At 53.0% G+C, this 13430-nt stretch carries 12 protein-coding genes; 4 read left to right on the forward strand and 8 right to left on the reverse strand.

Annotated features, from left to right (window positions below; translation table 11 throughout):
- The first annotated feature begins 93 nt into the window (after window positions 1-93).
- Together dapE and CLV80_RS07505 are read left to right on the forward strand one after the other, a co-directional pair.
- Window positions 94-1236, forward strand: coding sequence for a succinyl-diaminopimelate desuccinylase (gene dapE, locus CLV80_RS07500; protein ID WP_106356523.1), 1143 nt, complete (start codon window positions 94-96; stop codon window positions 1234-1236).
- A complete protein-coding gene (locus CLV80_RS07505; protein ID WP_106356525.1) occupies window positions 1233-1646 on the forward strand; it encodes a GNAT family N-acetyltransferase in 414 nt (137 codons plus the stop codon). The genes dapE and CLV80_RS07505 overlap by 4 nt, the downstream gene beginning before the upstream one ends.
- A gap of 262 nt (window positions 1647-1908) precedes the next feature.
- On the opposite strand, the gene CLV80_RS07510 is transcribed toward CLV80_RS07505, so the two are convergent.
- Window positions 1909-2853, reverse strand: a complete 945-nt coding sequence (locus CLV80_RS07510) for a polyketide cyclase/dehydrase (protein ID WP_106356526.1) — start codon at window positions 2851-2853, stop codon at window positions 1909-1911.
- Window positions 2854-3022: 169 nt separating this feature from the next.
- Here CLV80_RS07510 and rnr point away from each other — a divergent pair, with 169 nt between their 5' ends.
- On the forward strand, window positions 3023-5278 hold the full coding sequence (rnr, locus tag CLV80_RS07515; RefSeq protein WP_106356528.1) for a ribonuclease R: 2256 nt from the start codon (window positions 3023-3025) through the stop codon (window positions 5276-5278).
- On the opposite strand, the gene CLV80_RS07520 is transcribed toward rnr, so the two are convergent.
- A complete protein-coding gene (locus CLV80_RS07520) occupies window positions 5275-5670 on the reverse strand; it encodes a DUF1801 domain-containing protein (protein WP_106356530.1) in 396 nt (131 codons plus the stop codon). The two genes, rnr and CLV80_RS07520, sit on opposite strands and share 4 nt — an antisense overlap.
- Before the next feature lie 142 nt (window positions 5671-5812).
- Here CLV80_RS07520 and CLV80_RS07525 point away from each other — a divergent pair, with 142 nt between their 5' ends.
- The gene (locus CLV80_RS07525) at window positions 5813-7000 is read left to right on the forward strand and encodes a lytic murein transglycosylase (protein ID WP_106356532.1); all 1188 of its coding nucleotides are present in this window, start codon (window positions 5813-5815) and stop codon (window positions 6998-7000) included.
- Here the strand turns inward: CLV80_RS07525 and CLV80_RS07530 are convergent.
- From CLV80_RS07530 to prpE, 6 genes are all read right to left on the reverse strand, one after another.
- Complete coding sequence (locus CLV80_RS07530) at window positions 6980-7465, reverse strand: hypothetical protein (RefSeq protein WP_106356534.1); 486 nt, start codon at window positions 7463-7465, stop codon at window positions 6980-6982. The two genes, CLV80_RS07525 and CLV80_RS07530, sit on opposite strands and share 21 nt — an antisense overlap.
- Before the next feature lie 98 nt (window positions 7466-7563).
- A complete protein-coding gene (locus CLV80_RS07535) occupies window positions 7564-8046 on the reverse strand; it encodes an RNA pyrophosphohydrolase (RefSeq protein ID WP_106356942.1) in 483 nt (160 codons plus the stop codon).
- 65 nt (window positions 8047-8111) lie between these two features.
- Entirely contained in the window at window positions 8112-8606 is a 495-nt protein-coding gene (locus CLV80_RS07540; protein WP_106356536.1) for a L,D-transpeptidase family protein, read from the reverse strand.
- A 447-nt stretch (window positions 8607-9053) separates the two neighbouring features.
- Complete coding sequence (locus CLV80_RS07545) at window positions 9054-9851, reverse strand: hypothetical protein (RefSeq protein ID WP_106356538.1); 798 nt, start codon at window positions 9849-9851, stop codon at window positions 9054-9056.
- Window positions 9848-11170, reverse strand: coding sequence for a hypothetical protein (locus CLV80_RS07550; protein WP_106356540.1), 1323 nt, complete (start codon window positions 11168-11170; stop codon window positions 9848-9850). Before CLV80_RS07550 ends, CLV80_RS07545 begins: the two co-directional genes overlap by 4 nt.
- A 253-nt stretch (window positions 11171-11423) precedes the next feature.
- Entirely contained in the window at window positions 11424-13316 is a 1893-nt protein-coding gene (prpE, locus tag CLV80_RS07555; RefSeq protein WP_106356542.1) for a propionate-CoA ligase PrpE, read from the reverse strand.
- Between the last annotated feature and the right edge of the window lie 114 nt (window positions 13317-13430).

The following is a 13430-nucleotide window of genomic DNA, read 5'->3' on the forward strand; positions in this document are numbered from 1 at the left end:
TTTTTTGATTATTTCTATTCGTGCGTTTGTGCCCAATTCAAAATTGCATCCTTTGGCGGCAACGGCTAGCCATAGCGCAAAGGAGACCTGTTTATGCCTATCGATCCCGTTGCTTTGACCGCCGATCTAATTCGTTGCCCTTCGGTGACCCCGGTTGAGGGGGGGGCGCTTGTGTTGTTGGAAAAGCTACTAACCGAGGGTGGGTTTACCTGCACACGTGTTGATCGCGGTGGTATTGCTAATCTTTATGCCCGTTGGGGGCGTCAGGGTGCGAACCGGACGTTTGGGTTTAATGGTCACACGGATGTTGTGCCGATTGGTAACCAGGATGATTGGACGGTTGACCCGTTCGGCGCGGAAATCAAAGACGGGTACATGTACGGTCGTGGCGCGACTGATATGAAATCGGGTGTTGCAGCATTTGCGGCGGCTGCCATTGATTTTGTGCAAGATACCCCGCCTGACGGCGCTGTTGTGCTCGCGATCACTGGCGATGAAGAGGCGGATGCGCTGGACGGTACAACTGCTTTGCTTGACTGGATGGCCGCGAACAATGAAGTAATGTCTGTTTGCCTTGTGGGCGAGCCGACCTGTCCAAGCGAGATGGGTGAAACCATGAAGATCGGGCGACGCGGGTCGTTGACGGCTTGGTTTACTGTGAATGGTGAGCAGGGGCATTCGGCCTATCCGCACCGCGCCAACAACCCGTTGCCGGCGATGGCGCGTTTGGTGGACCGGTTATCGTCGCATGTGTTGGACGAAGGGACGGATCATTTCGACCCGTCGACATTGGCTGTGGTTACGATTGACACGGGCAACCCGGCAACCAACGTGATCCCCGCGTCATGTACCGCCGCAGTGAATGTCCGTTTCAACGACGCGCACAGCAGTCAGTCGATTATTGATTGGTTTGCTGAGGAAGTCGCGCAGATCAAAGGCACCTTTGGCGTTGATATTGATACTAAGGTCAAAGTGTCTGGCGAAAGCTTTGTCACGCCGCCGGGCGATTTATCTGACTTGATTGGAAATGCCGTCAAGGCCGAGACTGGACGTACACCAGAGCTATCTACATCCGGGGGCACTTCGGATGCGCGTTTCGTGAAAAATCATTGCCCGGTTGTCGAATTTGGGCTTGTTGGTAAGACTATGCATCAGGTCGATGAACGCGTGTTGGTCGCGCAGATTAGTCAGCTCAAGGCGATCTATAAACGCATCCTGACGGATTATTTCGCATGATCAGTGTCGTTACGGATTACGCACCCTGCATCGCGCTGCGCCGTGCTGTGTTTATGGATGAACAGGGTATCTCTGAGGCCGAGGAAATGGATGATCTGGATGACAGTGCTATCCATCTGCTTGCTACCGTCGATGGCCGGGCCGTTGGTACCGCCCGTTTGTTGATTGTTGGTGATACGGGGAAAATCGGCCGGATATGTGTGTTGAAGGCCCAACGTGGAACAGGACTTGGCGCGAAACTGGTTTTAGCAGCTATCGATCACCTGCGCACTATCCCAAGCATCAACCGCGCCAAATTAAGCGCCCAAGACCACGCGATAGGTTTCTACGAAAAGCTAGGCTTTGTCGCTGAAGGGCCGTTCTACGACGACGCAGGGATACCGCATAAGGATATGGTGCGCGCGTTTTAGGATGGCATGGCCGCGCTGAGCTAGTCGGGCAGTGCTTTTAGTTATAAATTTTCCACCAAATACGCGACAAATTTATTGGATGGCGGCAGTTCTAGAACGGATAAAAAGACTTTTCTTCTTTGCGATCGATGCTCCCAAAAACATCGTCCAAACTTCGCGCTAGGCTTGGGTGTTCATCGGGACGTTGCGCAATCCTGTCGTAGATAGGTTTCTTAAGAGCGTACGGCACCCGACCTGCGGTTATTAGCAGCTGGTTACCCCTTCAAATTGGTGCTTCGGTACGGGTTTTTACGAGGTGCAGAATGACTTCGTGAAAGTCTTCAAAGAAGAAGTGATGCCAGAATTCTGCGTAGGCGCCTAAACCCGAATTATCGTAAGTGCGCGTTGTAAGCGAGAGACGCGTTTGTCCGTTGATTTCGGTTAGAACATATTCTCCAGAAACCACGTTAAAATAGCGACCGCCGACTTTGACATGTGGGTCTTCGATGCCATCGGCGACCCAACCTTTGGGGAATGCAAAGTCCCAAGCGATTAGACGATTATCTTCGATGTTGGTGATAACTTCGCGAAAGTGGACGTCATTCCCCCAAAACGAATGGCGCACAGCGCCGCTGGTTGTTTCTTCCCAGATTGCTGCTGTGGGTTTTGGCACTCCCAAAAGATGCGAGGCGCGCGTTGGTATTTCATCGGGCGATATGTCTGGGATCGTTTTGATCATATTGAAGACGGTTGCTGCTGGCGCATCAATTATGATCTCGTTCGTGATGGTGTAAATTTGTGCTTCCTTGTGCGGCATCCCGAGTATGGCCAGTGCAACAATCGGTATTGTGACGGCCTTCAACGCACCTTTGCTGTCGTCTTTCCAGCGCAAGAGCAGAAGGTAGATAAAGCCGCCCGCTAAGGCGCCTAGCAGTATTGGAACGATAGCTACTGCGATGCACAAAAGGCCTTCTTGTCCTGTGATAAATGATCCTGCCACGGAAAAGAAAACAATTCCAACAAGCCAACCCACGCTGTTGGTGAAGCTTTTAAAGGTGTCTCTCGGTTTGAAATGCATAATCACGACGCCTGAGACGGCAGGAAACCCAAACAAAAACGCCATGCTGACTGTGTCGACCTTCAGTGCGATAGCGATAGCGTAGACCACAAGCATACCAATGATCAGTGCGACCGCAGGAACGAGAACTCTGACAAATTTTTCAATCATTACTGAATTGCACGCCCTAATTATTTTCAGCTTCCAGAGTAGTATAGAAACCGGGCCATCGTAAGCGACTGAAACAAAATACGGTTACAGCGGCTCTTTGCCGCTTGTGTCTTTGTACGCGGTATTCAATCCCCGTGACGCCCTTATTTTTCCGTGCTAGGGCTGGCGCATGACACGTATCCCCTCAAAGTCCGAGATCCTTGAATGGATCGCCCAGAACCCAACCAAAGCTGCGAAGCGCGATATTGCGAAAGCCTTTGGCATTAAGGGTGCAGCCCGTATTGATTTAAAACGTTTGCTCAAGGAACTTGAGGAAGAAGGTAAGCTGACGAAACGTCGTAGCAGTTACCGCGATGCAGAAGATTTGCCACCTGTGTCTGTGTTGGAAATCACCGGACCTGATGCTGATGGTGACCTGTTTGCCCGCCCGCTTGAATGGAAGGGCGAAGGCGCAGAGCCTGTGATCTTGATGATGTTGCGGTCTAGTGATCCGGCCCTTGGGAAGGGCGATCGGATATTGGGTCGTTTGACTGTCGATAAAACAGAGCACCATAGCCATACCGCCCGCATGATCCGGCGTATCGGGACAAACCCGATGCGGATATTGGGCGTGTTTCGTGCTGAATCTGAAGGTGGTCGCGTGCTTCCGATTGATAAGGGCGCAGACAAGCAGTGGACCGTTGCTGCAGGCGCGACGGGCGGTGCCAAAGATGGCGAATTGGTCGAAGCAGAACAAGCTGGACCCAAGGGCCGCATGGGCCTGCCCAAGGCGCGTATCGTTGCCGTTCTTGGCGATCCAACAGAACCGCGCGCCGTGTCACTGATTGCGATCCATCAACATGGTATTCCTGATCATTTCCCGGATGCAGTGGTAGCCGAGGCTGACGCAGCCAGCCCCGCGGGCCTAAAGGGTCGTAAGGACCTGCGCGATATGCCTTTGGTCACGATTGACCCATGGGATGCCCGCGATCACGATGATGCTTGTTTTGTTGAGTCTGACCCTGACCCAAAGAATGCCGATGGCTTTGTCATCTGGGTCGCGATTGCAGACGTTGCACATTACGTCACACCGGGGTCTGAATTAGATATCGAGGCGCGCAAGCGCGGGAATTCGACATATTTCCCTGACCGGGTGGTACCAATGCTGCCGGATCGGTTGTCGGGTGATCTGTGTTCGCTGCACGAAGGTGTTGAGCGCGCCTGTTTGGCCGTCGCGATGCGGATTGATGCCGCTGGCAACATGATCGGCCATGAATTCCACCGTGGCTTGATGAAATCTGTTGCGTCGTTGAATTACGAAGAAGTCCAAGACGCAATGGATGGTCGTGTGAACGACAAGGTCGCGCCATTGCTGGATGCCATTATTCGCCCGCTTTATGCTGCTTATGATGCCCTGACAAAGGCCCGCGAACAGCGCCAGCCGCTTGAGCTTGATCTACCTGAGCGTCAGATCGTTCTGGATGATAATGGCAAGGTCAGTTCAGTGAACTTCAAAGAACGGTTGGACGCACACCGCTTAATCGAAGAATTCATGGTCTTGGCCAATGTCGCCGCTGCCGAAGCGTTGGTTACTAAAAAGTCGCCGCTGTTGTTCCGCGTTCACGAAGAACCGAACGCAGATAAACTGGATGCGCTGCGCGAGGTTGCGCATGCGTCTGGCTTGGTTTTGGCCAAGGGACAGGTATTGAAAACAGCCCACTTGAACCGATTGCTGAGCCAAGCAAAGGATACTGAAAACGCAGAGCTGGTGAATATCGCGACGCTGCGGTCGATGACCCAAGCCTACTATAACCCAGAAAATTTCGGGCATTTTGGGCTGGCATTGCGGGCCTATGCCCATTTCACATCGCCGATCCGTCGCTATTCAGATTTGATTGTGCACCGCGCGCTGATTGCGTCACACGGTTGGGGTGACGACGGGCTAAGCCCTTGGGATGTCGAACACCTGCCCGACACCGCCAAGCTGATCTCGGACACGGAACGTCGGTCAATGACAGCCGAGCGCGACACGACAGATCGTTACCTTGCGGCGTTCTTGTCTGATCGCATTGGTGCTGAAATGACAGGCCGTATTAGCGGGATCGCCAAGTTTGGTGTTTTCGTGAAGCTGGATGAAACCGGTGCGGACGGCATGGTGCCTATTCGGACCTTGGGGCGTGAGTATTTCCATTTTGATGCAGAAAGCCAAACGCTGATGGGGTCCGATACTGGGCTTATGATCTCGCTTGGGCAACGGGTTACGGTAAAACTCACGGAAGCTGCGCCAGTTACCGGTGGATTGATTGTTGAATTGCTATCAATCGACGACCGGACAATGCCGCGCGGTCCTGTTCGTGGTCGCGGGAAACCTGCACGCCGCAAAGTTGGGTCTGCACGTAAAAAAGCTGCTAAAACGGCCCGCAAGGTCAAGCGCACGCGGCATTAAAGATGATAGGTTAGCGCGTGCCGGATCAAGAGCTTGATCCGATCTGGCACGATGTCTTGGCTGTGTTTGAAATGTACTGCGCGGTTGCCTTCGATTTGGTCGAGGTCCGGAAATGTATCTGCGTAGGTGCTGATCACGTTGGTTGCGCAGTGGGCATAAATCGCGCATCCGCCGGTTTTGGTTGCCCCGATCCGCAGGGTTGTGCCTGATTTACTGGTGGCGGTTAGATATGATGGTTGACCCCATTTCAACGTTTCTGTCAGCGTTCCAACCTTTGGAATATCCTTGGCGACCTGAAAAATAAGATCCCGCAGGATTATTGCTGATGCGCGGGCATCAGCCGGGAACGCATCATAGGCGGCTTGAACTTTAGGATCGGTGATGGGTTTCATAGCGTTAGCGTAGCCTTCAGGAGCAGCGATGCACAGCCGCAACAAGCATGTAACTGACTATAGCTGACAGATAGCATTAAGTTGATTGTCGAACATGGTGTGACTGCATTAAGTTGTGCCTAAAATAGTGAGGTTGAGTAAGATGAAACGCAGGCACTTCATCGCGGCGAGTTTGGCCGCGCTAGGAACGACAAATCCAGTATTGGCTGATGCACGTGGATTTGGAAATTGGATCGCGAATTTCCGGTCTAGGGCTAATGCGGCTGGGGTTTCGGATCGGACGTTCAATGCGGCATTTCAGGGTGCGCAATATCTGCAAGACAGTATTGATCGCGACCGAAACCAGTCAGAATTTGTAAAGCCATTAGCGGATTACATGTCCACCGCGGCGTCGGATGATCGCGTCCGCAATGGTCGGGCAATGTTGCAGCAGCACGGTCGGCTATTATCGCTGATCGAAGCGACCTATAACGTTGAACCACATGTGGTGCTGGCCGTGTGGGGAATGGAAAGCAACTATGGCCAAAGGCGTGGCAGCACGCCGTTGATTTCCACCCTTGCGACCCTTGCCTATGACGGGCGTCGCGGACGGTTCTTTGAAAGCCAATTGATTGCTGCGTTGAAGATCTTGCAAAACGGCGATGTTGCTCCGCAGAATATGACCGGATCATGGGCTGGTGCGATGGGGCACACCCAATTCATTCCGACATCCTATGAGGCCTATGCCGTTGATTTCACTGGCGACGGACGCCGCGATATTTGGGCGGATGACCCAAGCGATGCGTTGGCATCTACGGCTGCGTATTTCCGACGGTTCGGTTGGCAAAAAGGGCAGCCTTGGGGTGTTGAAGTGTTACTGCCAAGCGGGTTTGACTTTAGCCAAACAGGTCGCAGTGTGACCCGTAGTCCTGCGGCATGGGCGCAGGCTGGTGTTGGCGATGTGAACGGGCGGGCGGTTCCCAACTATGGCGATGCGTCACTCATCACGCCGACCGGGGCTGGTGGACCTGCGTTCCTTGTTTTCCGAAATTTCGATGTGATCTCGCGCTATAACAACGCCGAGGCGTATATTATCGGTGTTGGGCATCTGGGTGACCGCATTCGCGGTATGGACCCCCTACGCGCGCAGTGGCCGGTAGGTGAGCGCCGTTTGCGCCGTGCAGAGCGGACTGAATTGCAGCAGCGTCTGACCAATGCAGGGTTTTCGACGGGCGGTGTAGACGGGCAGATTGGCCCGAATACACGCGCTGCGATCAAGGCCTATCAAGCGTCACGTGGCCTGCCCCAAGACGGGCACCCGTCATTTAGTCTATTGGAGCGATTGCGCTGAGCATGTACCGCCTTGCATACAGGTCGTGAGCTGATCAAGCACGGCCTGTGATGGTTCCGGGAAAATCATCCCGCCACATGCGCCTGCGGTCATGACCACGGGGCTGTTTTCTGCACGGGCGAAATACAATGCTTCGATGCCGCTTTGTGCTGAGCCGCAGTAATTTGCGACACAGTCCACCTGCAAAAATGCGGGGCTGATATAGTCGGATGTAAAACCGTCGTAGGTCAGCCCTTTGCCATTGAAACGGGCTGAGATCGGGGCAGGGGCTTCGTTTCTTTTATTGCTTAGCACAGGCGGCAAGGCGGATTCATCAAAGGTCAACGTACCGTACAGCACATAGTAATTATCCGATGAGGCGGCCACTTGGTTAAATGTCGAAATCGGATCAGGGCGCATACAGCTTAGGGCTTGTGCTTGCCCTGCGATCATCGCGCAAGCGGCGGCTAGAAAGATCGGTTTCATAGGTATCTCCATCTATCAAAGGCAAAAACGGTGCCTGCTCAAATAATGACGTTTGCGGTCCTGGGTTCCTTGGCGTGCGCTGCTTAAAAATCAGATTTTCATAGTTTATCTTTGAATTCTTCGAGTACCTGCGCGTAGACGGCACGTTTGAACGGTACAATCGCGTCGACTAATTCATTCGAAGGAATCCATTTCCAAGACGAAAATTCTGGATGCTCGGTCACAATGTTGATCTGGTCATCAGTGCCGTGGAAGCGGAAGAGATACCATTTTTGTTCTTGCCCACGGTAGCGCCCTTTCCAGATATTTGGCACCAGATCATGCGGTAAATCATAAGGAATGAGGCCTTCGCTTTCTGCATCTAAGCTTACAAGGTTGGTGGTTACGCCTGTTTCTTCTTCTAGTTCGCGCAATGCCGCGTCATAGGTTTTTTCACCCTTGTCGACGCCCCCCTGCGGCATCTGCCAAGCATCCGTATCGCGGTCGATCCGTTGTCCCACAAAAATATGCCCACGTGTGTTCGCAAGCATGATCCCTACACAGGGGCGATAGGGGAGTTTTTCGATATCTTCGGGTGTCATTGCGCTTTGGTCTTTCGTGTTATTTGAGATCCGTTTGGCACTGATCATGACACAAGGTCCAGACGTTATGCGATAACAAGCCGTGATTGTGGCGTGATGCGCTGTGCGATCCAACGCAAATGATCGCGCCTGAATGCGATGCAGCCTGCGGTTGGCCGCCCGGGCCCGCGCCATTGATGGATAAAGATCGCCGATCCCTTGCCCGGTGTAGCCTTTTGATAGTTCCAATCGGTAATCAAGATAAGATCATACATCGGATCTGACCTGCGCAGGCGTTCGTGGCTAAACGCATGTGGCGCGCGCACCTGACTGTTGTAGGCGTGGTCATTCACATCATCCGACCACAAATCAGCAGGCCCGATAGGGCGTGCCCAAGACACTGGCTGCACCATGCGATCCGCCCGATACAACATCTCGACGATCCGATGGGAACCACGCGGGGTCGCGCCATCGCCCTCGACCTTGTCAGCCGTCAAACCACCGCGCCCAATGGTGCACGGAAATCGGCGATTCATAAAACGAATATGGGTTTGGGTTAAAGCTAGGTCGGTTGATTTCATGGTGTGTTGATAGCGTCATAAAGACGCGTTGTCAGTCTTCGAGATATGTTTCCTGTGCGTCGTCATGGGAGCAGTACAATTAGAGCGATGAGTGTGAGTATTACCCGCTAGACTGCTGTTTTAGTATTGGCTTGGGGTGATCCTGAGCCCATGAGGTGGCAGTCGCACGAATGGATGGTTTGCCAAGAATTGGAAGTAGATCATCAGGTGAAAGCACTACTAAACTTGCATTTACGGATAGCGTCGCAGTGCAGATCGGGGACGGTTTATTGGCGATAATAGCCCCTAGTCAATTTGGCGTAGTACCATATGGACTTTGTAGTCAGGTGCGTGGCGGGTTTTCTCGAAGTCCCACCCGATAAGCTCGCTAATGGTTTGGTATGCGATAAACTTGTCGGGCGAGAGCTTCGTCTTTATTTTCATCCTTTGGAAAGAATGCAAATCGACTTACAAAACGCGTTCTGCGACGCGGTTTACCTCTGCCTGTACAGAGTCTGAGCGATACTGCGTCTTGTCCGCGAGAATGGTGATCGATGCGGTGGCAGACAGCATTTCGGCTTCATCTCGGTAGTTCGTGTGGGGCCTTAGGTTGATGTCTGTTATCATGCAGTTGCCGAAAGTTTGTTTGACCGCTTCACACAGCGTGATTGCCGCAGCCAAGACTTCGGCACGGGTTTCAGGAGAGTTTGGACGTTCGCTTTCATATCGATCCAAAATCGTAACCCGTGCACGAACAAGGTCACCATTTTCTACCGTTGAGGGATCACCGTAGTCGTAGGCCGGAATGTAATTGAGTTCGCCCTGCATAGTAGCGACACCTTCACGGTTCACTTCGCCTCTGACCCTTCCCACATCGCAGGATTTGGCGAAATTCCCCAAGATTTCGACACAATATTCGGACAAAAACTGTGGAGCACGGGCTATGGCATAAAGATCATAGTAGGCTTCGTCAGGCATTTCTTCGCCGGGTTTCATGATCTCTGAGAATGGAAGAGACACCGAATAGGAGACGGTACGTTCACCATTTAGTTCATCTTCGGAATAGGTGTTTTTTAGTTCAGCCCGATCCCTTAGCCAACGAAGAGGGGCCGGGCCGCGCAACAAGTTTGCAAAGTTTGATTCTTCGCCCGCGACCATTTTTTGGGATTCATTGGTGATTTGATAACCCCAATACATCGCTGGGATGTACCAGACTGCGGCGATAGCAAGACCAATTACACTTGCTAGAATGCTGAAGCCCCTCATTGACCAGATACCTCCATTGGATCGGGGTTAAGTAATGCGATGTCGCCACCTATAGCTTGCATAAGCAGGGTATCATGTGACTCTTGACGCGCTTCGTCACTGACTACGACAAAGTCGCTTGGCGTGTGATAGATGGCTTGGCCCGTGAACGGGGTGAACTGAATGGGAGAACTAGCCACCGGTCCGGCGATCACATGAGCTGCTTTGGACGCGGTCGTCAAGTTTGTGCTTGCATCGGCCCCGAATGTAGATGTGAACCAAGCGTTGTAAGCGCGGTAACCGGTATTGTAGGAATACATTTGGTTTTCATAAAGGTCGTTGTCTTTTTGGGCCTTCTGATATCCAAGCCAATGTTCTTGAGGTTGGCGCCACGGAGCAACCATACAAGGACGAACTTCATCATTGGATCCAAATTCGTTGTTTTGCACAAAGTCGCTTACCCTTATCGCTTCGAAGCTTGGGTTTCCAGGCGGTGACACCAACGCCGAATTGTTCCCTATCATCGCGATATGAGCGATTTCAGCACCTTCGGAAAGATGTACATTCCAAATGATATCGCTAGAGCTGGATTGTAGTATCAGGTAAACAGGGGCGGTGTCGTCTGTCACAAAGACATCAACCGGTTTCATGCGTCCACTGGCCATTTTGCCAACCTTGTAGTGGCCGGACACTTGGGTCAACAAACCCTCGATATGATCCGAAAGTGCGCTGGCAATTTGCTCTTTGCTGAACATATGAACAGAAGTCTCAGCTGTGCTGCTACCTATCCGAACGTTTTGGATGACTTCGGAGGATTGAGGCCGGCGAAATGTGCATTCGGTGTTGGTATCAAAAGGAATTAGATCGCCAGGAATGGTGTCTCGTGTTGTTTCTATAAATCCGATTGCGATTTGGTCGACCGTTACCTCAGACTGATCGGGCGTAGCTACTGCTGGAGAACGCAGTGTCCATCCCGAATCTGTTAACTCTCGCATAGGTGGCGGGGCGTCTGTACGACGAGAGGCACGTCCCGTTGTCATGTCGACCATCCCCGTTGAGCCGCTAAAATATGTTTTTGTTGCTTCCACTAAGTGCGCAAGCGAAACAGTTTCGCCTGGTTGGATTTGCTTATACCCATAGAACAGACCACCGCCGCACACTGCGATAATCGTTGACCAAATAAAGAAGTTTCGCAGCGCGTAACTTTGTGGCTGATCTTCGCCATAACGTGGCTTGGGTGGCGTTTTGGGGGGCGGGTCTGAAAGCCTTGCATTGTTACGTTCTTCGATCCGACTTAGACGTTCGGCGAACACATCTTTTTGTTTTTGATCGTTATTCATCCCGCATCGCCTTTAGACGCGCATAAAATCGCACTTATAAAACATAGATTACTACCGACATCGTACAGCGCTGTGCTGCGATCCAGTGAATTTTTATGACTTTTGGCAAACGCGCGCATAGTTGACAACCATAAACTCACATCATGCATTGCGCCGTCGCCCGAAGCGTGCGGATTGCATCACTTTAGGCGAAGGAGCTGGTAAAGCCTGTGCAGGCATATTTTAAAGAACGACGCAGTTAACCTGATGCGTTTTATGCGTTGGCATAGCCCAACGGCTTTAACGCTTCTCTGATTTCCTCCAAGATTGCCGGGTCGTCGATGGTGGCTGGCATTTTGAAGTCTGCGTTGTCGGCGATTTTGACCATTGTGCCGCGCAGGATTTTCCCCGAGCGCGTCTTGGGGAGCCGGTCTACGACCGTGGCCAGTTTAAACGCCGCGACGGGGCCGATGGTGTCGCGGACGGATTTTACGACCTCTTTGATGATTTCGTCGTGCGGTCGATCGCAGCCTTTGTTGAGGCAGATGAAACCAAGCGGCAGTTGGCCTTTGAGTTCATCCGTCACCCCGACCACAGCGCATTCCCCAACGTCTGGGTGCGCGGCAAGGACTTCTTCCATGGCCCCGGTGGATAGCCGGTGACCGGCGACGTTAATCACGTCATCTGTGCGTGCCATGATGTAGAGATATCCATCGTCGTCGATCATCCCGGCATCGCCGGTTTCATAATAGCCGGGGAAGGCGTCGAGGTAGGATTTTTTGAACCGGTCTTCGGCATTCCAAAGCGTGGGGAGCGTGCCGGGTGGCAGGGGCAGTTTGACCGCAATCGCGCCAAGTTCACCGGATGCGACCGGGTGGCCAGACTCGTCCAGGATTTGCACATCATAGCCGGGCATCGCGACGGTGGGTGATCCGATTTTGACGGGCATTGCTTCGATCCCGGCTGGGTTGCCTGCAATTGTGTAGCCGGTTTCGGTTTGCCACCAGTGGTCATAGACTGGTTTGCCCGTCTTTTCTTGTGTCCATTTGATCGTGTCTGGGTCGGCACGTTCCCCTGCCAGATAGATCGCATTGAGGCCTGATAGGTCGTAATCCTTTAAGAATTCGCCGGTTGGGTCTTCGCGTTTCACGGCACGTAATGCTGTGGGTGCAGTAAAGAATGATTTGACGTTATGTTCCTCGATGACCCGCCAGAATGTACCTGCATCGGGCGTACCGATGGGCTTGCCTTCGAAGACAATCGTTGTGTTGCCGTGGATCAGTGGCCCGTAGCAGATATAGCTGTGCCCCACGACCCAGCCCACGTCTGACGCTGCCCAGAAGACATCGCCAGGGTCGACGTTGTAGATGTTCTTCATCGTCCAGTTGAGCGCGACCAGATGGCCCGCTGTCGGCCGTACAACGCCTTTAGGTGCGCCTGTGGTGCCAGAGGTATAGAGGATGTAGGCAGGGTGATTGCCCGCCACTGGAACGCATTCAGCAGGGGCGACACCGTATTGGAAGCCGTGCCAGTTATAGTCGCGGCCGGGGATCAGTTCGGCGACCTCTTGTTCGCGCTGAAAAATCACTGTGAAGTCGGGTTTATGGTCGGCCAGTTCAATGGCACCGTCCAGTAGCGGTTTGTAATGCACGACACGTCCCGGCTCCATCCCGCAAGAGGCGGCGATGATGGCTTTGGGTTTTGCATCGTCGATCCGTACGGCCAGTTCGTTTGCCGCGAACCCTCCGAAGACGACTGAATGAATTGCCCCCAGCCGGGCGCAAGCGAGCATCGCCTCGAGCGCTTCGGGGATCATCGGCATGTAGATGATGACGCGATCACCTTTTTCGACGCCCTTCGCGCGCAAGGCGCCGGCTAGACTGGCAACGCGGTTACGCAGTTCGACGTAGGAAATCTCGCGCTTTGTATGCGTGATTGGGCTGTCGTAGATGATCGCGGTCTGCTCGCCTCGGCCATTTTCCACATGACGGTCGACGGCGTTGTAGCAGGTATTTACCTTTGCGTCGGTGAACCATTCATACAGCGGTGCGTTATCGGCATTCAGGGCGCGAGTAGGGGGTGTTACCCAGTCAATCGCTTGGGCTTGTTCCATCCAGAAAGCCTCTGGGTCAGCTTTCCAAGCTGCATAAACGTCCGCGTATCCCATGTGTTCCTCCCAAAACAACCTGAGAGAAAGTGTTACGCAGCACGCGACGCCCCTGCAAGCATGGCGGCAGGGGCTACGGCGGAAGTTGTCAAAAAGTTTTCAGACCATCTGAAT

The sequence above is a fragment of the Yoonia maritima genome (genome assembly GCF_003003285.1).
In the GTDB taxonomy this organism is placed as follows: Bacteria; Pseudomonadota; Alphaproteobacteria; order Rhodobacterales; family Rhodobacteraceae; genus Yoonia; species Yoonia maritima.

Bases quoted from the DNA above. Each gene is read 5' to 3' on its own strand.
- CLV80_RS07545 (WP_106356538.1), bottom strand. From the start codon at position 9,851: ATGAGGGGCTTCAGCATTCTAGCAAGTGTAATTGGTCTTGCTATCGCC.
- rnr (WP_106356528.1), top strand. From the start codon at position 3,023: ATGACACGTATCCCCTCAAAGTCCGAGATCCTTGAATGGATCGCCCAG.
- CLV80_RS07540 (WP_106356536.1), bottom strand. From the start codon at position 8,606: ATGAAATCAACCGACCTAGCTTTAACCCAAACCCATATTCGTTTTATG.
- CLV80_RS07535 (WP_106356942.1), bottom strand. From the start codon at position 8,046: ATGACACCCGAAGATATCGAAAAACTCCCCTATCGCCCCTGTGTAGGG.
- CLV80_RS07550 (WP_106356540.1), bottom strand. From the start codon at position 11,170: ATGAATAACGATCAAAAACAAAAAGATGTGTTCGCCGAACGTCTAAGT.
- prpE (WP_106356542.1), bottom strand. From the start codon at position 13,316: ATGGGATACGCGGACGTTTATGCAGCTTGGAAAGCTGACCCAGAGGCT.
- dapE (WP_106356523.1), top strand. From the start codon at position 94: ATGCCTATCGATCCCGTTGCTTTGACCGCCGATCTAATTCGTTGCCCT.
- CLV80_RS07525 (WP_106356532.1), top strand. From the start codon at position 5,813: ATGAAACGCAGGCACTTCATCGCGGCGAGTTTGGCCGCGCTAGGAACG.
- CLV80_RS07530 (WP_106356534.1), bottom strand. From the start codon at position 7,465: ATGAAACCGATCTTTCTAGCCGCCGCTTGCGCGATGATCGCAGGGCAA.
- CLV80_RS07520 (WP_106356530.1), bottom strand. From the start codon at position 5,670: ATGAAACCCATCACCGATCCTAAAGTTCAAGCCGCCTATGATGCGTTC.
- CLV80_RS07510 (WP_106356526.1), bottom strand. From the start codon at position 2,853: ATGATTGAAAAATTTGTCAGAGTTCTCGTTCCTGCGGTCGCACTGATC.
- CLV80_RS07505 (WP_106356525.1), top strand. From the start codon at position 1,233: ATGATCAGTGTCGTTACGGATTACGCACCCTGCATCGCGCTGCGCCGT.